The organism is Achromobacter dolens (genome assembly GCF_902859745.1).
Classification (GTDB): domain Bacteria; phylum Pseudomonadota; class Gammaproteobacteria; order Burkholderiales; family Burkholderiaceae_B; genus Achromobacter; species Achromobacter dolens.
The window spans coordinates 1-22,591 of sequence record NZ_CADIJW010000011.1; the positions used below are offsets into that span (position 1 = coordinate 1).

Below are 22,591 nucleotides of genomic sequence, written 5' to 3' on the forward strand. Positions count from 1 at the left end.
GGCGCTGCGGGGGCCTCGGGAGCAACGGGCGCATCGGGCGCCGCTGGAGCGACTGGCACGCCGGGCGCGACGGGTGCCGCTGGTGCGCCGGGGGCGGCAGGCGCAAGCGGCGCCGCAGGTGCTCCTGGTCCGGCCGGCGCAAGCGGAACAGCAGGCGCTTCGGGCGCGACAGGCGCAAGTGGTGCGGCAGGCGCTTCAGGTTCGGCAGGCGCGGCTGGGACCGCAGGCGCTTCGGGCGCGGCTGGCGCGACTGGCACGACAGGGACTTCGGGCGCATCGGGCGTGACAGGCGCCGCAGGGGCGGCCGGCGCCACGGGAATCGCGGGGGCCGCTGGCGCAACCGGCGCCACGGGCGCGGCAGGCACGCCTGGCGCCTCGGGTGCTCCAGGCGCCGCCGGTACCCCCGGCGCGTCGACGGCCGCCGCGCAACAAGACAAGGCGGCCGCTGATGCGGCGGCCAGCAACACCAAGGATAAGGATTTGACTTCTTCCATGCCGGCCTGGCTGGCCGACAATCTTCTCGTTATCGTCACCGCCGTCCTGGCGCTGATCGCCTTCGCCATCGCCTGGGTGCTGCGGCGCGCGGGTGCGCGGCGCGGCGACGATGACGAGGAAACCTACGCCTACAACGAGCCGGCGCTGGATACGGCGGCGTTGAACCGCAAGCTCGATTCCATCAGCCTCGACCTGGATGAGCCGCCCACGGACGAACCGCGCCCGGTCAGCGGTCCTCGGGTTTGAACGATGTCTAGAGTTGCATTGGGGCTGGCATACGACGGCTCCGCCTGGCAGGGTTGGCAGACCCAGCCGCACCGGCAGACGGTGCAGGACACATTGGAAGCCGCGTTGGCGCAGTTCTGCGGCGTGGCGGAGGCGGTACCCACCATTTGCGCCGGTCGCACCGATACGGGCGTGCATGGCGCGATGCAGGTGGTTCATCTGGACACGCCCCTGCAGCGCCGCATGGAGTCGTGGGTACGTGGCGTCAACGCGTTCCTGCCGCCGACCATTTCCGTACAATGGGCCAAGGCGGTATCGGACGATTTTCACGCTCGCTTCTCCGCCCGTGCCCGCACCTACGTCTACCTGCTCTGGCGCGGGCGCGTGCGTCCGGCGCTGTGGGCCGGCCGCGCCGGCTGGTGCCACCACCCGCTCGATGTCGAGGCGATGCGCGCGGCCGCCGGCGCCTTGCTGGGCGAGCACGATTTTTCCAGTTTCCGTTCGTCGCAGTGCCAGGCCAAGCATCCGGTGCGCGTGATGCACCGGCTCGATATCGAAGAACGCGGACCGTTCCTGGTGTTCACGCTGCGCGCCAATGCGTTCCTGCATCACATGGTGCGCAACATCATGGGCGCGCTGCTGCAGATCGGCCAGGGCCGCGAGTCGGTGGACTGGATGGCGCAGTTGCTGTCGTGGCGCGACCGCCGGCGCGGCGCGCCCACTTTTTCCCCCGATGGCCTGTATCTGTCGGCCATCGAGTATCCGGACGAATTCGGCCTGGATGACCTGGACGGCGGGGCTGTGCTGCTGGCGCCCTTCACGCAGGCGCCGGGCAGCGCGTCCTAGCCGGACGCCGCGGGCGCCCACAGGAGGACTGTCTCATGCAACGCCGTGCGTTTTTGAAGCGAACCGCCCTGGGAGCCGCGAGCGGCGTGGTGATTGCCGCGCCCGTCTACGCGCAGGAAGCGCCTGCCGTCTCGTGGCGGCTGGCCTCCAGCTTTCCGAACGAATCACCGACCCTGTTCGCTGGCGCCGAGGACGTGGCGCGCTACGTCAGCGACGTCACCGATGGCAAGTTCCGCATCGAGATTTTCCCGGCCGGCGACTTGGTCGACGCCGGCCAGGTGCTGGACGCGGTCCAGCATCGCATCGTCGACTGCGGCCACACCGCGTCGACGCGCTTTTTCGACACCGATCCTGCGCTGTGCTTCGATGCCGGCGTGCCGTTCGGCCTGAACACCCGGCAGATGAATGCCTGGATGCTCCAGGGCGAAGGGCTGGCGTTGACGCGGGTACTGTTCGACAAATACGGCATCCTGAACTTTCCCTGCGGATTCACCGGCGCGCAGATGGGAGGCTGGTTCCGGGGCGAGGTCAAGACGCTGGACGACCTGCGCGGCCTGAAGATCAAGGCAGGCGGCTTCGCCCGCCAGGTGCTGGCCCGCATGGGCGCCGAGCCCGTCGACCTGCCCATCGCGGAGACTTACGCGGCGCTGGAGCAGGGCGGCGTCGACGCCGTGGCCTGGATCGGTCCGCACGACGACGAGAGCCTGGCGCTCTACAAGGTCGCTCGGAACTACTATTTTCCCGGCTGGTGGGCGGGCACGTTGCAGTTGTCGCTCTACGTGAACCAGACCGCCCATGACGAGCTGCCCAAGGCCTACCAGGCGGCGCTCGGGTTGGCCTCGCAGATGGCCAGCGCCAACATGATCGCCAAGTACGATGCCGGCAACCCCGATGCGCTGCGCCGATTGGTGCAGCGCGGCGCGCAGCTCAAGGCCTTTCCCAAACCAATGCTGCAGGCCGCGCATGAGGCCGCGCTCAAGCTCTATCAGGAATTGAGCGCCAAGGACCCCATGTTCAAGAAGCTGTACGAGAGCATGACCGCCTTTCGTGACAAGGACATTCCCTGGTTTCGCGTGGCCGAGGGCGGATTCGATTCGCTCATGGCCAACCTGGCGCAGCCGGGAGGGTGAGGCCCGGCGGGTTGCCTTGACCCGGCAGGCGTCGGGGCGCGGGCCGGCTCGCCTTATACTGACCGCATCCGTCGCGCTGGGCGACGCAAGCGATGAACTCCATGCGCACACGCATCAAGATCTGCGGCCTGACCCGCGAAGAAGACATCGACGCTGCTGTCTCAGCCGGCGTCGATGCGATCGGTTTCGTCTTCTATCCCAAGAGCAAGCGCTATGTCACGCCGACCCGCGCCGCGCAACTGCGCCGCGCCGTGCCGGCCTTCGTCGACGTGGTGGCGCTGTTCGTGAATCCCGATCCGGCCGATGTGCAGGCCGTGCTGGACGAGGCCGGTCCGGAACTGCTGCAGTTCCACGGCGATGAGACGCCGCAGCAGTGCGCCCGCTATGGCCGCCGCTATCTGCGCGCGTTTCGCGCGGGCGCGCCGGGCCTGGCGACGCCCGAGGACCTGGCCTCCTATTGCCGCGCCTATGGCGAAGCGGCCGGCTGGTTGTTCGACAGCTACAGCGCGGGTTATGGCGGCAGCGGCCATGGCTTTGACTACAGCCTGCTCGCCGACGTGAAGGCCGATTCCGTGTCCCGTCCGCTCATCCTGTCCGGGGGGCTGAACCCCGACAACGTCGCCGCCGCGGTGCAATCCGTGCGGCCGTGGGCGGTCGATGTGAGCAGTGGCGTCGAAGTCGAGCAAGGAATAAAAAGTTCTGATAGAATCTCGTTCTTCGTTGCTGCGGTGCATGCCGCAGACGCGAAGAGATAGGAAGTTTGTAGTGCTGGCGGGTGCGTTGAAATGCGTTTTCGAGCCCGGCCATTGCGTTTGAAGATAATGCGAGTGAACGCTCGCAACGCTTATGAAACGCAATAAAAACAGCAAAAAATCTGAAAAGACGATTTGCAGAGTTTAAAAAAGCACTATATAATTCTTCTTCTTTGCAGGCGGTTAGCTCAGCTGGTTAGAGCGCCACGTTGACATCGTGGAGGTCGTTGGTTCGATTCCAATACCGCCTACCAAATTCCTGCAAAGTGAGTGCGTGATAGAGCTAGTCATGCACCACCTGAAAAGCCGCGATAGTCTGAGACTTTCGCGGCTTTTTGCTTTTTGCTTTTTGCCTGGATATTTCCCGCCTCGTCCCGCGACGGCGGCAATATCAATCACGTGATTATCGAGCCCGCTTTGTCGAGCCCGCTTTGTCGAGATTTACCGATAAAGAAGGATGGCCGCCGGTCAACAGGGATTTTTCGATGCGCACGGGTCGTGCCGCTGGCAAATGCGCTGTCGACCCAATGCGCTGCCGGCCAAATGCGCTGCCGGCCAAATGCGCTGTCATCGGGGCAACGCTCCGCTCGTGAGTTTCGCCGCAAGTTCCATGTTGATGCTGCGGATCCATCCCGGAATCAGGAAGGCATCCACGATCGCCCAGGCGCTGACGGCGAGCAGCATGATGAAACCCACGCCGAGCACGCTGAGCGCGATGCCCAGCAGTGTGAGGATGACCATGGCGCCAGCGCTGGCGGCCCTGCCGGTATAGAAGCGATGACCGCCAAAGCCGCCCAGGAAGAACCACAGCAGATAGGCCACGCCGACGCTTTTACGATTGGCGTCGTACATCATGGTTTGCAGGGCGGGATTGTTCACGTTATCTCCGGAAAGAACCTGGGCGCGTTTTGAACGGCGCGATTTGAATTGGCGTTTGGTCGGATCAACGCCGCGTCAAATGATTGGTTCTTTCTTCATGGCCTGCCATATAAGGGGACCATATTTCGGACCCGCAGACAGTCCGGGGATAACGTGCGCCAGGGTTGTCATTCAATCCGGCGCGCGTTGGCCGTTCAGCGCGTCCGCAAACAGCGCCCCGCCATTTCCATGTAGTGTCCCAGCCTCGGCGTCGATAAACCGACCACCTTGGCCTGGTCATCGTAGCGACGCAGCCGCACGGCATCCAGGGCGTGCGGCTGGGTGGCGAAGGCTTCGGCCTGGACCGGCGTGAAGACGCCGCCTTGCAGTTCGAGGCTTTGCACGGATGCTGGCGACAATGTATTCAGGTAGGCCGGCTCGATCGCGCCCAGGTAGCGCTTGGCGGCGACGTGCAGGCGCACCGGGGTGGTGACATCGTCGCCGAACAGGGGGGCCAGGGCGTCGGCGGCGATTTCCTGGTGCCGCATGTCGGCGGTGATGCTCTCGGCGAGCATGAGGTGGCCGATGTCATGCAGCAGTGCGGCGACGATCACGGCTTCGGGCTCCCCGGCCTGCTCGGCCAGTTGCGCGCATTGCAGCGCGTGCTCGGTCTGGCTGATGGCCTCGCCGCCGTAGTAAGCGGCGCCGTGGTGGGCGAACAGGTTCTCGATGATGGGCAGGGTGAGCATGGGATGCCTTCGTGGACAGGGAGCGAGCGACGATATCGCTCCCTGGTGACATCTAGATGACTAGAGCGCGCCGGGCGCAATCCAGCCGCGCCGGTTTCGGTGATAGTCTTGGGCCTCACCAGGGGGAATCAATGCGCGTCTTACCGTTCAAGCTTGCCGTCGCGAGCGCCTGCCTGTCGCTGTCGGGATGCGTGGCCACCGCGCCGGTCGCGCAGCAGCCGCGCGCGGACGAGATTCCGATGTATGGCGGTGTCGATCGTTCCGCGCCGGCGGTGAAGGCGGCGGATGACAAGCTGATCGCGGACGCGACGAGCGCCTTCGGCTCGCGCGCCAGCGCGGCGCAGGCGTGGGTGGAGCAGGGCTTCCGGTTCTACCAGGCGGACCAACTGGGCATGGCCACGCGGCGCTTCAATCAGGCCTGGCTGATGAATCCGGACAATCCCGGCGTCTACACGGGATTCGCGGCGGTGCTGCACGACCAGGACAGGTTCTGCGACGCGATGAGAATGATGGAGAAAGCGCTGGTCCTGAAGCCGCCGTCGTTCCGTGGCATCTATGCCGATGCCGGACGCATCGCCGCGCGTTGCGCGGCGCAGGATCCGACCTTGACCGGCCCGGAGCGCGCGGCCATGATCGCGCGTTCGGATGCCCTGTATCGCAATGGCGAGCGGGTGGAGCCGGACAAGGGCTATCTGTACTACTCGTGGGCCACGGCGTACTACTGGAACGGCCAGTACGCGGATGCCTGGACCATGGTCGCCAAGGCGCGGCAGGCGGGCGGGCGCGGCAATCCGCAGTTCCTGGAGATGCTGCGGGCGAAGATGCCGGAGCCCGCGCAGCACTGACGGCGTCGTGGCGCGCGCATGCAACTGCGTTATCCTGCACCTCATCATGATGAGAGCACTGTGGCTGATCCTGGGTTGCGTGATGCTGGCGCTGGGCGTGATTGGCGCGTTCCTGCCGGTGATGCCGACGACGATTTTCCTGATCCTGGCGGTGGGTTGCTTTTCGCGTTCGTCGCCGCGCCTGGAGCGTTGGCTGCTGGACAGTCCGACGTATGGGCCGTCGCTGCGCGCCTGGCGCGAACAGGGCGCGGTGTCGCGCAAGGGCAAATGCTATGCGTCGCTCGGCATGGCGGTGGGTTATGGCCTGTTCTGGTGGGGCGCGAAGCCGTCGCTTTGGCTTGCATCCGGCGTGGGGCTGTTTTTCCTTGCAAGCGCCGCTTATGTGCTGACGCGTCCCCGGCCGCAATCGCTTGATTCCGAAATGAAAACCCGCGTCGATCGGGATGGCCCGGCGGCAGGCGCCTGAGGCCTTATTGAAAGCTGGCGACGCGCGTAACGCGTCGAAACCAACCTGACTTTGCCGCCTGCCTTGGCGGGTGTCTTTCTCTGCTTAAATGGCTTGCAGCGCCGCCGGGCCGGCGGGTGTGTCGCCCGCCCGGCCCTGTGGGCGCGCGAGGAAGATCCATGCATATCAAACGACGAGAACTCCTGTTGGCCGGCCTTTCAAGCGCCGCGTTGGGCATGATGACCGAACCGGCGATGGCCATCGCCGCGCCCAGCGGCCAGCAAAGCATCGACCTGTGGCCGGACAATCGCGCACCTGGCGGACCCGGTCCGCAAGAGGCCGAGAAGGTCAGCGCCAAGGGCTCGGTCACGCGGGTGTCGCGGCCACGGCTGGTGGTGTACCGGCCGGAGCGTCCCAACGGTAGCGCGATGCTGGTGATCGCGGGCGGCGGCTATGCCCACATCGAGCGGGGCACGGAAAGCACACCCGCCAGCCTGTGGCTGCAGTCGCAGGGCGTGACCGCCTTTGAACTGGTGTACCGCCTGCCCGGCGAGCATTGGCCCGCCGTGGCGCCGCTGCAGGACGGCCAGCGCGCGATGCGCGTGATCCGCGCGTCGGCGCAGGCGTTCGGCCTGGATACCGGACATATTGGCGTGCTGGGGTTTTCCGCGGGCGGCCATCTGGCGGGCATGACCGCCGCCACCCCGGGCGTGGCGCGCTACCAGCCGGTCGACGAGGCCGACAAGCTGTCGTCGAGGCCCGACTTTGCCGGGCTGATCTATCCGGTGCTGACGTTCATGCCGCCGTTCGACCATACCCATGCGCGCCGTTCGATCGTCGGCGACCACCCCTCCGCCGAGCAGAGCGCGGCGTTCTCGGTGGACCATCTGGCGACGGCGCTGATGCCGCCGACCTTCCTGGCGCAGGCGCAGGACGATCCGATCGCGCCGGTGGACAACAGCCTGCTGATGTTCGGCGCGTTAAGGCGCCTGGGCGTGCCGGCCGAGATGCATATTTTCGCGGCCGGCAAGCACGGCTGGGGCATGGGCAAGCCGGACTCGCTGGTGCATGCGTGGCCCGCCCTGTTCACGCAATGGGCGGCGTTCAATCAGTTCTTCAAGGCTTGACGCCCGCTGTCAGTGCGAGTGGCGCGGGTCGCCGCGGGTCTCGACCACCTTGAGGTACAGCGTCGCCGGCTCCAGGCAGCCGCCGGTGGACAACTGGCCCACCAGTTGCCGGTAGAGTTCCTGCCACGGCGTCTGCGCCGCTGGCGGCTGATAGGGCGGGTCCTGCCGGCGCCGTTCCATTTCGGCCTCGTCCACCAGCGCGATCACGCTGCGCTGGTTCAGGTCGACGCGGATGCGGTCGCCAGTGCGCAGCAGGGCCAGGCCGCCGCCCACCGCGGCCTCGGGCGACATGTTCAGGATCGACGGGCTGGCCGAGGTGCCGCTCTGGCGGCCATCGCCCAGGCAGGGCAGTGAGTCGATGCCGCGCTTGATCAGGTGCGAGGGCGGCGCCATGTTGACGACTTCGGCGCTGCCGGGGTAGCCAACCGTGCCGGCGCCGCGGATGACCAGAATGCAGTGTTCGTCGATGTTCAGCGCGGGGTCCTCGATGCGCGCGTGGTAATCCTCCGGGCCCTCGAACACGATGGCGCGCGCCTCGAAGGCGTTCTCGTCGCCGGGCGCGGACAGATAGGCACGGCGGAACGCTTCGCCCACCACCGACATCTTGATGACCGCGCTGTCGAAGAAATTGCCGGAAAGCACGATGAAGCCGGCGCGATGCTTGAGGGGCGCGTCGCAGCCACGGATGACGTCCGTGTCGTGCGTCTTGGCGTTGGCCGCGATTTCGCCCATGGTCTTGCCGGACACGGTGGCGCATTCGGCGTGCAGGCGGCCGGCGACCAGCAATTCGTGCATCACGGCGGGGACGCCGCCGGCGCGGTGGAAGCCTTCGCCCAGGTGTTCGCCGGCGGGCACGCAGTTCACCAGGAGTGGCACGTCTTCGCCCAGCCGCTGCCAGTCGTCCAGGCTCAGGTCGATGCCGGCATGGCGCGCCATGGCGATCAGGTGCGGCGGACAGTTGCTGGACGCGCCCAGCGCCGAGGCCACGACAATCGCGTTTTCGAAGGCCTCGCGCGTCAGGATATGGGACGGGCGCAAGTCCTCGCGCACCATGTCGCAGATGCGCAGGCCGGTGGCGTAGGCCATCTGACCGCGTTCGCGATAGGGCGCCGGGATGCTGGCGCAGGTGGGCAGCGACATGCCCAGCGCCTCCGCCAGCGAGTTCATGGACAGCGCAGTGCCCATGGTGTTGCAGTGGCCCACCGACGGCGAAGACGCCGTGGCCAGCGTCATGAAGCCCTCGTAGTCCAGCTTGCCCGCCGCCATCAGGTTGCGGGCGTGCCAGATGACCGTGCCGGAGCCGACCCGTTGGCCGTCGTGCCAGCCGTCCAGCATGGGGCCTCCCGACAGCACGATGGCGGGAATGTCGACGGTGGCCGCCGCCATCAGGCAGGCGGGCGTGGTCTTGTCGCAGCCGGTGGTCAGCACCACGCCGTCCAGCGGATAGCCGTGCAGGATCTCGACCAGGCCCAGGTAGGCCAGGTTGCGATCCAGCGCCGCGGTCGGGCGGCGGCCCTGTTCGGCCAGCGGATGCACCGGGAACTCCATCGGGATGCCGCCGGCATCGCGGATGCCGGCCTTGACGCGCTCGGCCAGCGCCAGGTGGTGGCGGTTGCAGGGCGCCAGGTCGCTGCCGGTCTGGGCGATGCCGATGATGGGGCGGCCCGATTGCAGTTCCTGGCGCGTCAGGCCGTAGTTCAGGTAGCGCTCGACGTAGATCGCCGTCATGTCGGCGTGGGCGGGATCGTCGAACCATTTCTGGCTGCGCAGCTTGCGGGGAGTGTCGGTCATGGGTGCCTCGTGTGCTTCGGTGATGCGTGGCGCGCCGGAGGGCGCGCCGGGGACCTAATTGCGTGCCTTGCTGATCTCGGTGTTCAGTTGCCGGACCAGGTCCGGGCCGAGTTCCTGGGTGTACTTGTCGACCACGGGCTGCACCTTCTCGCGCATCCGCGCCACCTCCTCGGGCGACACGGTGTTGATCTTCATGCCCGCCTTTTCCAGCGTGCCCATCGCCTTGAGCGAATCGGCGCGGCTGTCCTTGCGTTCGAAGTCGCGCGAGGCCTCGGCGGCCTGGCGCACCAGCTTTTGTTCGTCGGGCGACAGCTTGTCCCACCATTTCTTGGATGCCATCACCACCCAGGGCGTGTAGACGTGGCGGGTGATGGTCAGATAGGGCTGCACCTCGTAGAACTTGCTGCTCTGGATGGTGGTGATGGGGTTTTCCTGGCCATCGACCGTGCGCGTTTCCAATGCCGTGAACAATTCCGAGAACGGCATCGGCACGGCATTCGCGCCCAGGGTGTTGAAGACGCCCAGCGCGATCTGGTTCTGCATCACGCGCAGTTTGATGCCTTGCATGTCCTCGGCGCGCACGATGGGGTGCTTGGAGTTGGTCATGTTGCGAAAGCCGTTTTCCCAATACACCAGCCCCACCAGGCCCTTGGCTTCCAGCTTCTTGAGCAGGTCCTGCCCAAGCTGCCCATCGAGCACCGCATCGGCTTCCTTTTCGCTGTTGAACAGGAACGGCAGGTCGAACACGCCAAATTCCTTGACCATGCCGGCCAGCGGCGCGGTGGAGCCGACCATCATTTCCTGCGCGCCGCCGACCAGCGCGCCCTGCATCTGTTCGTCCGAGCCGAGGTTGGCCGAGCCGAAGGTCTTCATCTTGAGCTTGCCGCCGCTGATCTTCTCCAGCTCCTGCGCCAGATGGCGCGCGGCGCGGCCCTGCACGCTGTCCTCGTTCAGGCCGTAGCCGAAGCGGATCAGGCGCGGCTTGACGTCGGCGGCCGCGGCGGCCCCGGCGAAGGCGCAGGACAGCGCCGTGGCCAGCACGATGAGGCGGGTCTTGAAACGGATGTTCATGGTTGTTCCTCCTTGGCTTCTTCTGAATGGCGCCGGGTCGGCGCCTCTGTGTACGGGCCTCAGTGCATCCAGCTCGCGGGGACGGTGATCAGTTCGGGGAAGATCACCAGCAGTACCAGCAGCAGCGTGTAGGCCACGACGTAGCGCCACACGCCCCTGCAGATGGTTTCCATGTTGATGCGGGCGACGCCGCAGACCACGTTGAGCACCGTGCCGACCGGCGGCGTGAGCAGGCCGACGCAGCCCACCATGACGAACATGACGCCGAAATACACCGGGTCGATGCCGGCCTGGGTGACGACCGGCATGAGCACCGGCGCCAGGATCAGGATGGTGGGCGTCAGGTCCATGACCGTGCCGACCAGTGTCAGCAGCACCAACAGCGCGAACATCAGCAGCTTGGGATGGTCCAGCACCGGTTCCAGCAGCGCGATCAGGTCCTGCGGCATGTCGGCCAGGGTGATCATGTAGGACGACACCATGGCGGCGGCCACCAGGAACATGACCACGGCGGTGGTGCGGGCGGCGTTGATGAACAGCGGCAGCAGGTGGCGCAGGCCGATCTCGCGGTAGACGAACAGGCTGATCAGCAGCGCGTAGACGGCGGCCACCACCGCCGCTTCGGTGGGGGTGAAGATGCCGCCGCGCAGGCCGCCGATGATGATGACGGGCAGCAGCAGCGCCCAGGCCGATTCGCGCAGCGCCCGCAGCCGGGCGCTCCAGGGCTGGCGCGGCGCGGGCTTGATGGCGCCGTGCTTGCGCGCCACCCAGGTCCACACCGCCACCAATGTCATGCCCATCATCAGGCCGGGGGCGATGCCGGCGAAGAACAGCTTGGTGATGGAGACGTTGGTGGCGACGCCGAAGATGATGAACGAGATCGACGGCGGGATGATCGGCGCGATGATGCCGCCTGCGGCAATCAGCCCCGAGGCCTGGCCGGCGTCGTAGCCTTTCTCGCGCAGCATCGGGATCAGCAGCGATCCGAGCGCGGCGGCGTCGGCCACGGCCGAGCCGGAAAGCGCCGCCAGCAGCACGCTGGCGAAGATCGCGACGTAGCCCAGCCCGCCCTGGATATGGCCGACGAACATGCTGGCCAGGTTGACGATGCGGCGCGAGATGCCGCCGGCGTTCATCAGTTCGCCGGCCAGCATGAACAGCGGCACCGCCATCAGCGTGAAGCTGTTGGCGCCCGACAGCATGTTCTGCGCCAGGATCTGGGTGTCGAAGAAATCGAGTTGGAACATCATGGCGATCGCGCTCAATAGCAGCGCGAACGCGATCGGCATGCCCAGGGCGATGAAGCCGAGCAGCACCAGCAGGAAGACGGTCAGGATCATGTGGGCGGGTCCGAGCGAGGGGCGGGGAAGGGTCAGACCAGCGGGTCTTCGGGGCTGGATTCGGCGGGCAACGGGCCCCCGGCCAGCACGCGGATCAGGTCGACCAGGGTCAACAGCCCCATCGCGACGGCTGCATAGAGCGCGGCGGCGTTGAATACCGCCAGCGGCATCCCGGTCACCGGCAGGCGGGTGTCCAGGCCGATCACGGTCTGTGCCCAGCCGCCATCGGCCAGCAGCCACAGCATCCACAGCACCAGCAATTGGCAGACGACGTGCGAGACACGGCGGGCGGCGGGGCCGAAGCGGTCCACCAGCATCGTGACGCCGATGTGCTGGTGGTCGCGCAACGCCAGCACCGAACCCAGGAAGATCATCCAGACGAAGGCCAGGCGGGAGATTTCGTCGGACACGTTGATGCCGGAATTGAACAGGTAGCGCATGGCGACATTGCCGAACAGCAACACCACCATGACCACCAGGCAGGCGGCCATCAGCCAGGTCTGCAACCTGGCGCACCAGTCGGCCGCGCGCGCCAACGGGGCGACGCCGGGCCGCCCCTTGGGGGAACCATGCATGCTTGTCTCCTCTCCGTTTTCCGGAATTCTTATGGATATCGCGAGGCTGATGTTAGCGCTAACATTTTTGGTTTGGCAAGCCCCGATCTTTAGGTCAGACTACGTGCTCGCCAACCGCTCAGAACGGCCGATGTCCATCCGAAAGCCCCGCAGCACCCGCGCCGGGCGCGTGACCATGCAAGAGGTCGCGCGCCGTGCCGGGGTCAGCGCGATCACCGTGTCGCGCGCCTTGCGTACCCCCGACAAAGTGGCCGAGGCCGTGCGCCAGCGCATCGCCGAGGTCTGCCAGGAACTCGGTTACGTGCCCAACCACGCGGCCAGTGCGCTGGCGTCGGCGCGCTCGCAGACCATCGTGGTGCTGATCCCGTCATTGAGCAACGTGGTGTTCGTCGACATCATCAGCGGCATCAAGGAAGTGCTGGACGAGCAGGGCTACCACCTGCTGATCGGCGTCACCGGGTATTCGCCCGATGCCGAGGAGGTGTTGCTGCGCAAGTACCTGCAGCACCTGCCCGATGGCCTGATCCTGACCGGCATCGACCACAACCCGGGGGTCTGGGAACTGCTGCGGGCGCAGGGCATGCCCACGGTCCACACCATCGAGACGCTCGAAGGCAGCGACGGCATGAGCGTCGGGTTTTCTCAGTTCGAGTCTGGCTACGCCGCCGGCCGTCACCTGGTCGAACGCGGCCGCAAGCGCATCGGCATCGTTGGCGCCCAGCTCGATCCGCGCTCGCTGCGGCGCTGCGAAGGCTGCCGGCAGGCGTTGCGCGACGCCGGCCTGTACGATCCGGCGCTGGAGATCATGACGCCCGAGAAGTCGTCGATCGCGCTGGGGGCGGCGCTGCTGGAAACGCTGCTGGCCGGACATCCCGATTGCGACGCGGTGTTTTTCTGCAATGACGACCTGGCGCAGGGCGCGGTGTTCCAGTGCGGCCGCCTGGGCGTGAGCGTGCCGGACCAGATGGCGCTGGTCGGCTTCCACGATTTCGCGGGCACGGCCTGGACCACGCCGCCGCTGTCGACCATCGCCACGCCGCGCTACGAGATCGGCCGCGAGGCGGCGCTCTTGCTGATGCGCCACCTGGCCGGCCAGCCCATCGAGCAACGCCACATCGACCTGGGCTTCACGCTGGTGCGGCGCGAAACCACCTGATTCCGCCTCAGCCGGCGCGGCGCAGCGCCAGGAACACGCCGGACGCCATGATCATGGCGATGCCGGTCAGCGCCAGCGCGTCGGGCGGACGCTGGAACCAGAAGGTGCTGAAGGCCACCGCCAGCAGCAATTGGAAGTAGTTCAGCGGCGCCAGCGTGGCCGCCGCGACGCGTTGGAACGCGGCAATGAGCAGGATCTGCGCCAGTCCGCTGCAGGCGCCCAGGCCCACGATCAAGGCCATGTCCGTCAGGTCGGGCCAGGGATCCGGCAGGAAGAACGGCGCGGGCAGGGCGGTGACAATCAGGCAGATGAAGGCGGTGTAGGCGTATTGCACCGGTCCGGCCACCTTGCCAGACAGCTTGCGGGTCAGCACCTGGAAGATGGCGTAGCTGATCGCCGAGACCGCCATCAGCAGCGTGCCCAGCGCAGGCAGATCGGCGCCCGGCCGCACGATCAGCAGCATGCCGGCGAAGCCGGCCGCCACCGCCATCCATTGCACCGGCCGCACCCGTTCGCCCAGCAGCCAGGGCGACAGCGCGACCATGATGAGGGGCGAGGTGAAGTAGATCGCCGTGGCCTCGGACAGCGGCATCCAGATCAGCGCCGTCATGAAGCAGGTGCCGACGGTGGCCAGCATCAGGCCGCGCAGGATCAGCAGGGGCTTTTGCGGCGCGGCGCGCAGGTCGGGCCAGCCATGGCGCCACAGCAGCCCCAGCGCCAGCGTCGCCACGGCGAGATAGCGCATGATGTTCAGGAACGGCGCCGGGTAGCGCATCAGCATCTGCTTGGAGCCGGCGTCGAAAGTGGCGAAGGCCACCAGCGCCGCGAAGAACAGCAGGATGCCGGCCCGCCGTGAACCGGCGGCCGGGATGGCGCCGGGCGCCGTGGCGGAGGTGATGGCCATGGCGGGGTTCAGGCGCGGGCCAGGCCTTGCAGGAATGCGTCCAGCGCCGGGCCGATGGCCTGCACCATGTAGCCGCCTTCCTGCACCACCACCGTGGGCACGCCCAGGCTGGCCACGCGCGCGCCGATGTCGCGGTAGGCGTCGATGTCCAGTTTCAGGACGCTGATGGGATCGTCCTTGTAAGTGTCGAACCCCAGCGCCAGCACCAGCGCCTGCGGCCCGTAGCCGGCCAGCGCCGCCAGCGCCGTGTCCAGCGCCCGCAGGAACGGGTCGTTGCCGGCGCCGTGAGGCAGCGGCAGGTTGAGATTGCAGCCTTCGCCGGCGCCGTGGCCGCGTTCGTGCGCATAGCCGGTGTAGAACGGGTAGTAGCCGGCGGGATCGGCATGCAGCGACACCGTCATGACGTCGGCGCGCTGGTAGAAGATGTTCTGGGTGCCGTCGCCATGGTGCGCGTCGACGTCCAGCACCGCCACTTTGGACCAGCTCTGCAACAGCCGGGCGGCGGCGGCCGCGCTGCTGTTCAGGTAGCAGAAGCCGCCGGCGCGGTCGCGATGGGCGTGATGGCCCGATGGCCGGCACAGGGCATAGGCCGCGCCGCCGCTGGCGGCCACGTGCTCGGCCGCGGCCACCGCGCTGTGGGTGGAGCGCAGCGCCGAGCGCCAGGTGTGCGGGCCGATGGGGCAGGACAGGTCGCTCAGGTAGTAGCCGGTCTGCGCCACGATCGACGGCGACGGGCAGGGGCCGCGCCCGGCCGCTTCGACGCGGCCGCTGTAGTAGGGCGACAGGTTCGGCAGCACTTCGGGGCCGGGGTCGACGCCCGGGGCCTTGAGCGCCTGCCAGCGGGCGAAGGCGGTTTCCAGGTAGTCCAGGTAGTCCGCGCTGTGGATGGCCTCGAGCGGCTGGCGGCCGTAGTCGGGCGGCGTCTCGACCGCGATGCCGCGGGCGGCCAGCGCGCCTTGCAGGCTGTGGGCGCGAGAGGGCAGGTCGGTGGGGGCGCTGATGCGGCCCAGCCGCATGAACTGCTGGGGGGTGTGCAGCAGTTGTTCTTCCGAGAAAAACGCCTTCATGGTGTTCCTTTGCGCCTCAGTGCGAGCAGCCGCCGGCCGCGGCCTGCCCCGGCTGCTTGATCTCGATCTCGACGAACACGAATTCGGTGTCGCCCGGGTTGATGACGTTGTGTTCCACGCCCACCGGCCGGTAGTAGGACACGCCGGTGGTGAGCTGGCTGGTGACCTGGCCGTTGGGCGTGTCCAGCAGCAGCGGACCGGTGGTCTGCGGCACCACCACGTAGTTCATGCCGTGACGGTGCCAGCCGGTTTCACCGCCGGGCGGAAAGCGCCATTCGGTGACGGTGACCTGGTCGTTGTCGATCTGGACGGTGGGCACGGCGGGCGGGCGTTGCATGCGAGTCTCCTGGTTGTGATGGCCGCTTCAGGCCGCGGCCTGCGCCTGGGTCGGATCCCAGTGCTGGCCGGGCACGGCGGCGATGAGTTGTTGCGTGTAGGCGTGCTGCGGGTTGTCGAAAATCTGGCTGGGCGATCCGTATTCCACCACTTTGCCCCGGTGCATGACCAGCACCGAATTGCAGATCTGGGCGGCCACGCGCAGGTCGTGGGTGATGAACACCAGCGCGATCTTCAGCCGCTGCTGCAGGTCGTGCAGCAGTTGCAGCACCTGCGCCTGCACCGACACGTCCAGCGCCGATACCGATTCGTCGGCCACCAGCACTTTGGGCTCCAGCGCCAGGGCGCGGGCGATGCCGATGCGCTGGCGCTGACCGCCGGAGAACTGGTTGGGGTAGCGGTCGAACGCCGACGGGTCCAGACCCACCAGCGACAGCAGCTCGCGCACGCGAGCCTCGGCCTGGGCGCGCGGCACGCCGTTGGCGACCGGGCCGTCGCTGATGATGCGGCCCACGGTATGGCGCGGGTTGAGCGACGCGAAGGGATCCTGGAAGATCATCTGGATGTCCTTTCGCAGCGGCCGGAAGCGCGACTCCGGCATGGCGGCGATGTCCTGGCCATTGAAGATCAATTGGCCGCCGTTGATGCCGACCAGCTTGAGCAGGCACTTGCCGATGGTCGACTTGCCCGAGCCGGACTCGCCGACGATGCCCAGCGTCTCGCCGCGCCGCACGCTGAAGCTGACGCCGTCGACCGCATGCACCTCGCGCTTGCCGCCCAGCCAGCCATGGCCGACGACGTAGGTCTTTCTCAGGTCCTTGACCTCCAGCACCGGTTGTTCCGGCGTGGCGGCGGCGCGTTCCTCGCCGCGCCGGTGCGGCACCGCCGCGATCAGGCGCTGGGTGTAGGGATGGCGCGGGCGGTTCAGCACCTCCTCGGCCGGGCCCTGTTCGACCAGCACGCCTTTTTCCATCACCGCCACCCGGTGCGCGATCTCGGCCACCACGCCGAAATCATGGGTGACGAACATCACGCCCATGCCCTTTTCCTTCTGGATGCGGGCGATCAGCGCCAGGATCTGGGCCTGGGTGGTGACGTCCAGCGCAGTGGTCGGCTCGTCGGCGATCAGCAGCGCCGGTTCCAGCGCCAGCGCCATGGCGATCATGACGCGCTGGCGCTGGCCGCCCGACAGGCGGAAGGGGTACACGTGGTAGAGCGTGGCCGGATCCGGCAGGCCGACGAAGGCCAGCAGTTCCAGCGTGCGCCGCATGCGTTCCGGACCGGGGTAGGCGTTGTGGACGCGCATGACCTCGTTGATCTGTTCGCCCACCGTCATCAGCGGATTCAGCGCCGACAGCGGTTCCTGGAAGATCATGGCCATGTCCTTGCCGCGCATGCCTTGCAGGGTGGCTTCGTCCTGGCGCAGCAGGTCGGTGCCGCGCAGCAGGATGCGGCCCTGTTGCGGCGTCAGGTAGTCGGGCAGCAGGCCCATGATGGCGTTGGCGCTCATGGACTTGCCCGAGCCGGACTCGCCGACGATGCAGAGGATCTCGCCGGCGTGGATGTCGTATGACACGTCCTGCACCGCGAACGGGCGGTCGCCGCCGCGGGGCAGGGCGATGCTGAGGTGCTGGATGGACAGCAGGGGCGGGGAAGCGTTCATGCCGGTCTCCTATTCGCCGCGCTTGCGCAGTTGCGGGTTGAGGGCGTCGTTCATGCCTTCGCCGATCAGGTTGATGGCCAGCACGGTCAGCAGGATGGCCACGCCCGGCCATACGCTCATCCACCAGGCTTCGCGGATCATGGTGCGGGCCGCGCCGATCATGAAGCCCCAGCTCATCTCGTTGCGGTCGCCCAGCCCCAGGAAGGACAGCGACGATTCGGTCAGGATGGCGGTGGCCACCATGAACGAGGCCGAGACGATGATGGGCGACATGGCGTTCGGCAGGATCTGCGTGCCGACGATGCGCGCCGGCGTCTGGCCGATGACGATGGCGGCCTGCACGAATTCGCGCTGCTTGAGCGTCATGAACTCGGATCGAACCAGCCGCGCCGCCGGCGGCCAGGACACCACCGCGATCGCGCCCATGATGGAATACATCGAGGGCCCGAGGATCGCCACCAGCACCACCGCCATCGCCAGTTGCGGGATGGTCTGGAAGAACTCGGTGAAGCGCATCAGCGCGTCGTCGACGCGGCCGCCGCAGTAGCCGGCGATGGCGCCCACGACGATGCCGAACACCAGGGCCACGGCGGTCGACAGCAGGCCCACCATCAGCGAGACCCGCGCGCCCCACACCAGGCCGGCGGTGATGTCGCGGCCCAGCATGTCGGTGCCGAAGGGGTAGGCCGCGTCGGTGAAGGGCGGAATCAGCGGATCGGCCACCATCATCCAGGGCGAATCCTCGTACAGCAGCGGCGCGGCCAGCGCCACGATCACCACGGCCAGCACGATGGCCAGTCCGGCCACCGCGCCGTAGTTGCGCATATAGCGTCGGGCGAATTGCTTCATGCCGCGGCTCCTTGCTGCGCGCCCGCGCTGATGCGCGGATCGATCAGGCGATACAGCACGTCGGTCAACAGGTTGAACACCACCACCATGATCGAGGTCACCAGGAAAATGCCCAGCAGTAGCTGGTAGTCGCGTTGCAGTAGCGCGTCGAACATCAGTCGGCCGATGCCGGGCCAGGCGAACACGGTCTCGGTCAGCACCGCGCCGCCGGCCATCTGGCCCAGCTGGATGCCAGCGAAGGTGATCACCGGCAGCAGCGCGTTGCGCAGCACGTGGGCGCGGATCACGCGGCCGGGGCTGACGCCCTTGGCGCGCGCGGTCTTGACGAAGTCCATGCCGATCACCTCCAGCATCGAGGCGCGCGTCAGGCGCACGTACACCGCCATGAAGAAGCAGCCCAGCGTCACCGTCGGCAGGATCAGGTGCTGCGCGATGTCGGCCGCGCGTGCCCAGCCGGTCAGGCCGGCGCCCACGGTTTCCATGCCGAAGGCCGGCAGCCAGCCCAGCACCACCGAGAACAGCAGGATGCCCATCAACGACAGCCAGAACAGCGGCGTGGCATACAGCAGCAGCGCGCCCGTCATGACCGAGCTGTCGATCCAGCGGCGCTTGTTGCGGTAGCGCGCCTTGGCCGCGACCACGCCCAGCAGCACGCCCAGCACGATCGAGAAGACGAAGGCGCACGACATCAGCAGAAAGGTGGCGGGCAGGCGTTCGACGATCAGGTCCAGCACCGGCACGTGGTTGCGGTAGGAAAAGCCCAGGTCGAGCTGGACCACGCCCTTCAGGTACAGGAACAACTGCGTCAGCACCGGCTTGTCCAGTCCGAACGCGACGCGCAGTTGCTCGACGTAGGCGGCATCGCCCGCGCCGGCCTGGCCCGCCAGCACGGCGGCGGGGTCGCCGGGCGCCAGGCGGATCAGGAAGAAATTGATGATGACCACGCCCAGCACGACCACCAGGGCCTTGCCGATGCGTGAAACCAGGAAAGACAGGAATTTCATGCTCAGGGTCCTCCGTGGACGGGCGCGGACGTCCGTCGCGCGGCCGGGCGCCGCAAGCGAGCCGGGGTTGGCTGCGCTTGCGGCTTGCGGCGCTTACTTCTCGATGTAGACGTCGTCGAACGATTCGTTCAGGCCGATGGCCGTCTTGACCAGGTTCTTGACGTTGGCGCGATACAGCGTGGGGAACTCCATGTCCACCAGGAAGCCGTTGGCGACTTCATTGACCAGCGTGGTCTGCAGTTGCGTGTAGAGCGCCTGGCGTTTGGCCGGGTCGACCTCGGACGCGGCGGCTTCCCACTGCTTGTCGGTCTCGGGGTTGCTGTAGCCCTGCACGTTGGCGAACGGCGATCCCTTGACGATGTTGGACGAGATGTACAGGCGCTGCACGCCCAGCGCCGGATCGCCGTACTGGTAGGTGAAGTTGGTGGTCAGGTCGAAGTCCCAGTTGCCGGTGCGGCTGGCCCAGCCGCCGGCATCGGTCGATTCCAGGTTGACCTTGAAGCCCAGTTGTTCCAGCGCCTGCTTGGTGTATTCGCCCAGGCGGTCCCAGGTCGAGCCGTACGGGAAGCTCAACTGGCGGATGGTGTAGTCGCCAGGCTTGATGCCCGATTCCTTGATCAGTGCGCGCGCCTTCTTCATGTCGAAGGGCATCGGCGGCATGTTCTTGTCGTAGAACATCTCGGTGGTCACGAACGGGCTGGTCGAGACCTTGCCCAGGCCGAAGAAGATGTTGTTGACCACCATGTTGCGGTTGATCGCGGCCATCACCGCCTGGCGCACCTTCAGGTTGTCGAAGGGCGGCTTGCGCATGTTGAAGATCAGGTAGGCCTGGGGCGAGAACATCTCCCAGCCGGCCGTCGTGTACTCGACCTTGGGCAGGGCGCGCAGGCGCTTGATGTCGACGTTGTCGACGTCGCCGCCGCGCAGTACGTCGACGCTGCCGCGTTCGAACGCCACCGCGCGCGAGGCCGCGTCGGGGATCACGTTGAACACCAGCTCATCCAGGTAGGGCTTGCCGGGTTTCCAGTAATCGGGGTTGCGCGCCAGCTTGATGTATTCGCCGCGCTTCCATTCCTTGAACATGAACGGGCCCGTGCCGATCGGTTTCTGGTTGGCCGGGTTGGTCATGTAGTCGGTGCCGGCGTAGATGTGCTTGGGCATCATCGGCGCGAAGCCCGGCTCGAACATCAGCATGAAGGCCGGGAACGGCGACTTCAGCTTGATGACCACGGTCTTCGGATCGGTGGCCTGCACCGAGTCGACGAACTTGTTCAGGATCACGCGGGCCCGCGCATGGGTCTTGGGCAGCATGTCCGACAGGGTGAAGACCACGTCGTCGGCGGTGAACGGTTTGCCGTCGTGCCACTTGACGTTGTCCTGCAGGTGGAAGGTGTAGGTCAGGCCGTCGCTCGAGGCCTCCCACGACTTGGCCAGGCCCGGTTGCGGCTTGAGGTCGGTGGTGTAGGTCAGCAGGCTTTCATAGATCTTGCCGGCGACGAACTGCGTCGGACCCTGCTGGTTGATGGCCGTGACGATCACGGGCGGCTCGGGCTGGACGATCATGTTGAGCGTGCCGCCCTTGGTCTGGGCCAGCGCCTGCGTGGCGGGCAAGGCGGCCGCCAGGATCAGGGCGCCGATGCTGAGGGAGAACCAAGTCTTCGATTTCACTGCGAGCCTCCGGGCTGGAAGAGGGTTGTCAGGTGGCCGCGCGTCACGCGGCGTGTGCCGGCTATGACAAGCAAACCTCGTGCCACCTGTTTCTCGGGGAACTGCGGGGTGGAGCTGCTACAACAATGCTGCGTATGAGTGCAGAGACGGCGCCGCGCACCAATGCGGCGATAGACGAGGTGCACGGCGGCCGCGCTATTGGGTGATGTCGATCCAGGTGGTTTTCAGGTCGCTGTACTTGTCCAGCGCGTGCAGCGATTTGTCGCGGCCGAAGCCCGACTGCTTGACGCCGCCGAACGGGACCGTGATGTCGCCGTCGGCATAGCAATTGACCCACACCAGGCCGGCGCGCAGGCGGCGCGACAGGCGATGCGCGCGGCCCAGGTTGGCGGTCCACAGGCCGGCGCCCAGGCCGTACGAGGAATCGTTGGCCAATGCGATGGCTTCGTCTTCCGTACGGAAGCGCTGCGCCGCCAGCACCGGGCCGAAGATCTCCTCGCGGATCAACGCGCTGGAGGCGTCGGCGCAATCGAAGATGGTGGGCTCGATGTAGAAGCCGCCGCTGTCGGTGTGCAACTGGCGTCCGCCGATGCGCAGCGTCGCGCCCTCGGCCTGGCCGGCCGCGATGCGCGCCATGACCGAGCGCGTCTGGCGTTCGTCGACCATGGCGCCCAGCGCCGTGGCCGGATCCAGCGGATTGCCCGGCCGCATCTCGGCGGCATGCCTGGCCACCTTCTCCATGAAGGTGTCGTAGATGGCGTCGTGCACGTAGAGGCGCGAGCCGGCGATACAGACTTCGCCCTGGTTCGAGAAGATCGCCAGCGCGGCGATCAGCGCGGCGCGATCCAGGTCGGGGCAGTCCTCGAAGACGATATGGGGCGACTTGCCGCCGCATTCGAGCCACACGCGCTTCAGGTTCGATTCGCCCGAGTAGCTCATGAAGCGCTTGCCGGTCGCGGTGGAGCCGGTGAAGGCCACACAGTCCACGTCCGGATGCAGGCCCAGCGCGCTGCCGGCGACCGGACCGGTGCCGGGCACCACGTTGAACACGCCGGCGGGAATGCCGGCCTGCTCGGCCAGCGCCGCCAGCCGCAATGCGCTCAACGACGACTGCTCGGCCGGCTTGAGGATCACGCTGTTGCCCGCGGCCAGTGCCGGCGCGACCTTCCAGGCCGCCATCAGCAGCGGATAGTTCCAGGGAACCACGGCGGCCACCACGCCGAGCGGTTCGCGCGTGACCGTGGCCAGGGCATTGCCGCCCGTCGGCGCGATCTCGTCGTAGCGCTTGTCGATGGCCTCGCCATACCAGGCGTAGCAATGCGCGGTTTCGGGCAGGTCGAAGGCCAGCGCATCGCGGATCGGCTTGCCCATGTCCAGGGTCTCGATCAGCGCCAGCTCCTCGCTGTGTTCCGTGATGAGCTGCGCCAGTCGCACCAGGCGCGTCTTGCGCTCGCGCGGCGCCAGGCCGGACCAGACGCCGGCCTCGAAGGCGCGGCGGGCGGCCGCCACGGCGCGGTCGACATCGGCCTTGCCGCAGGCGGCCACATCGGCCAGCTTGCGGCCGTCGATCGGGCTGGTGGCCGCGAAGGTGGCGCCGTCGGCGGCGTCGGCGTAGGCGCCGTCGATGTAGGCCTGGCCGCGCAGCGTCAGCGCAGCGGCGCGGGCTTGCCAGTAGTCGAGGGTATGCAGGGTCAT

At 67.2% G+C, this 22,591-nt stretch carries 22 protein-coding genes, 1 tRNA gene and 1 pseudogene; 9 read left to right on the forward strand and 15 right to left on the reverse strand.

What is annotated here, in order from left to right:
• Positions 1–277: pseudogene (locus tag HV783_RS29450) on the reverse strand (hypothetical protein); the annotation flags it as partial.
• A gap of 203 nt (positions 278–480) precedes the next feature.
• On the opposite strand from HV783_RS29450, the gene HV783_RS29455 reads away from it, so the two are divergent.
• The 5 genes from HV783_RS29455 to HV783_RS10765 all read left to right on the forward strand — a co-directional run bounded on the left by HV783_RS29455 (position 481) and on the right by HV783_RS10765 (position 3,702).
• Positions 481–741, forward strand: coding sequence for a hypothetical protein (locus tag HV783_RS29455; RefSeq protein WP_254603867.1), 261 nt, complete (start codon positions 481–483; stop codon positions 739–741).
• A 3-nt stretch (positions 742–744) separates the two neighbouring features.
• Positions 745–1,566, forward strand: coding sequence for a tRNA pseudouridine(38-40) synthase TruA (truA, locus tag HV783_RS10750; protein ID WP_116793099.1), 822 nt, complete (start codon positions 745–747; stop codon positions 1,564–1,566).
• Positions 1,567–1,601: 35 nt separating this feature from the next.
• A complete protein-coding gene (locus tag HV783_RS10755; protein ID WP_064523276.1) occupies positions 1,602–2,696 on the forward strand; it encodes a TRAP transporter substrate-binding protein in 1,095 nt (364 codons plus the stop codon).
• A 92-nt stretch (positions 2,697–2,788) separates the two neighbouring features.
• Complete coding sequence (locus HV783_RS10760; RefSeq protein WP_175189101.1) at positions 2,789–3,451, forward strand: phosphoribosylanthranilate isomerase; 663 nt, start codon at positions 2,789–2,791, stop codon at positions 3,449–3,451.
• Between the two features lie 174 nt (positions 3,452–3,625).
• Positions 3,626–3,702, forward strand: a tRNA-Val gene (locus HV783_RS10765).
• A 313-nt stretch (positions 3,703–4,015) separates the two neighbouring features.
• On the opposite strand, the gene HV783_RS10770 is transcribed toward HV783_RS10765, so the two are convergent.
• Together HV783_RS10770 and HV783_RS10775 are read right to left on the reverse strand one after the other, a co-directional pair.
• Positions 4,016–4,327 carry a TM2 domain-containing protein gene (locus HV783_RS10770; protein WP_231132860.1) on the reverse strand — a complete coding sequence of 104 codons (312 nt, stop codon included), beginning with the start codon at positions 4,325–4,327 and terminating at the stop codon, positions 4,016–4,018.
• Between the two features lie 194 nt (positions 4,328–4,521).
• Entirely contained in the window at positions 4,522–5,055 is a 534-nt protein-coding gene (locus HV783_RS10775) for a phosphonate degradation HD-domain oxygenase (RefSeq protein WP_054503881.1), read from the reverse strand.
• 56 nt (positions 5,056–5,111) lie between these two features.
• On the opposite strand from HV783_RS10775, the gene HV783_RS10780 reads away from it, so the two are divergent.
• The 3 genes from HV783_RS10780 (at position 5,112) to HV783_RS10790 (ending at position 7,472) form a co-directional block, all read left to right on the forward strand.
• Positions 5,112–5,900 (forward strand): tetratricopeptide repeat protein, encoded by a 789-nt coding sequence (locus tag HV783_RS10780; protein ID WP_254603869.1) that lies wholly within the window; start codon positions 5,112–5,114, stop codon positions 5,898–5,900.
• Between the two features lie 46 nt (positions 5,901–5,946).
• Positions 5,947–6,366: a YbaN family protein gene (locus HV783_RS10785; RefSeq protein WP_196767518.1), complete on the forward strand. Its 420-nt coding sequence runs from the start codon at positions 5,947–5,949 to the stop codon at positions 6,364–6,366.
• 158 nt (positions 6,367–6,524) lie between these two features.
• The gene (locus tag HV783_RS10790; protein WP_144655222.1) at positions 6,525–7,472 is read left to right on the forward strand and encodes an alpha/beta hydrolase; all 948 of its coding nucleotides are present in this window, start codon (positions 6,525–6,527) and stop codon (positions 7,470–7,472) included.
• A 9-nt stretch (positions 7,473–7,481) separates the two neighbouring features.
• On the opposite strand, the gene HV783_RS10795 is transcribed toward HV783_RS10790, so the two are convergent.
• From HV783_RS10795 to HV783_RS10810, 4 genes are read right to left on the reverse strand one after another with little or no spacing between them, the layout of a single operon-like run.
• A complete protein-coding gene (locus HV783_RS10795) occupies positions 7,482–9,263 on the reverse strand; it encodes an IlvD/Edd family dehydratase (protein WP_054503878.1) in 1,782 nt (593 codons plus the stop codon).
• A gap of 54 nt (positions 9,264–9,317) precedes the next feature.
• The gene (locus HV783_RS10800) at positions 9,318–10,334 is read right to left on the reverse strand and encodes a TRAP transporter substrate-binding protein (protein WP_116793102.1); all 1,017 of its coding nucleotides are present in this window, start codon (positions 10,332–10,334) and stop codon (positions 9,318–9,320) included.
• 59 nt (positions 10,335–10,393) lie between these two features.
• Positions 10,394–11,674, reverse strand: coding sequence for a TRAP transporter large permease (locus HV783_RS10805; protein WP_054503876.1), 1,281 nt, complete (start codon positions 11,672–11,674; stop codon positions 10,394–10,396).
• A gap of 32 nt (positions 11,675–11,706) precedes the next feature.
• Positions 11,707–12,249, reverse strand: coding sequence for a TRAP transporter small permease (locus HV783_RS10810; protein ID WP_116793103.1), 543 nt, complete (start codon positions 12,247–12,249; stop codon positions 11,707–11,709).
• A 130-nt stretch (positions 12,250–12,379) separates the two neighbouring features.
• Between HV783_RS10810 and gntR the strand changes: the two genes are divergently transcribed.
• Positions 12,380–13,405, forward strand: a complete 1,026-nt coding sequence (gene gntR / locus HV783_RS10815; protein ID WP_064523292.1) for an HTH-type transcriptional regulator GntR — start codon at positions 12,380–12,382, stop codon at positions 13,403–13,405.
• Positions 13,406–13,412: 7 nt separating this feature from the next.
• Here gntR and HV783_RS10820 read toward each other — a convergent pair whose 3' ends face one another.
• The 8 genes from HV783_RS10820 to HV783_RS10855 form a co-directional block, all read right to left on the reverse strand.
• Complete coding sequence (locus HV783_RS10820) at positions 13,413–14,309, reverse strand: DMT family transporter (RefSeq protein WP_054503873.1); 897 nt, start codon at positions 14,307–14,309, stop codon at positions 13,413–13,415.
• An 8-nt stretch (positions 14,310–14,317) separates the two neighbouring features.
• The gene (locus HV783_RS10825; protein WP_054503872.1) at positions 14,318–15,376 is read right to left on the reverse strand and encodes a histone deacetylase family protein; all 1,059 of its coding nucleotides are present in this window, start codon (positions 15,374–15,376) and stop codon (positions 14,318–14,320) included.
• A gap of 16 nt (positions 15,377–15,392) precedes the next feature.
• A complete protein-coding gene (locus tag HV783_RS10830; protein ID WP_054503871.1) occupies positions 15,393–15,713 on the reverse strand; it encodes a cupin domain-containing protein in 321 nt (106 codons plus the stop codon).
• 27 nt (positions 15,714–15,740) lie between these two features.
• Positions 15,741–17,375 (reverse strand): ABC transporter ATP-binding protein, encoded by a 1,635-nt coding sequence (locus tag HV783_RS10835; protein WP_054503870.1) that lies wholly within the window; start codon positions 17,373–17,375, stop codon positions 15,741–15,743.
• A gap of 9 nt (positions 17,376–17,384) precedes the next feature.
• Complete coding sequence (locus HV783_RS10840) at positions 17,385–18,224, reverse strand: ABC transporter permease (RefSeq protein ID WP_116793106.1); 840 nt, start codon at positions 18,222–18,224, stop codon at positions 17,385–17,387.
• On the reverse strand, positions 18,221–19,228 hold the full coding sequence (locus HV783_RS10845) for an ABC transporter permease (protein ID WP_006387978.1): 1,008 nt from the start codon (positions 19,226–19,228) through the stop codon (positions 18,221–18,223). The genes HV783_RS10840 and HV783_RS10845 overlap by 4 nt, the downstream gene beginning before the upstream one ends.
• Before the next feature lie 93 nt (positions 19,229–19,321).
• On the reverse strand, positions 19,322–20,896 hold the full coding sequence (locus HV783_RS10850) for an ABC transporter substrate-binding protein (protein ID WP_054503869.1): 1,575 nt from the start codon (positions 20,894–20,896) through the stop codon (positions 19,322–19,324).
• 195 nt (positions 20,897–21,091) lie between these two features.
• The gene (locus HV783_RS10855; protein WP_116793108.1) at positions 21,092–22,591 is read right to left on the reverse strand and encodes an aldehyde dehydrogenase; all 1,500 of its coding nucleotides are present in this window, start codon (positions 22,589–22,591) and stop codon (positions 21,092–21,094) included.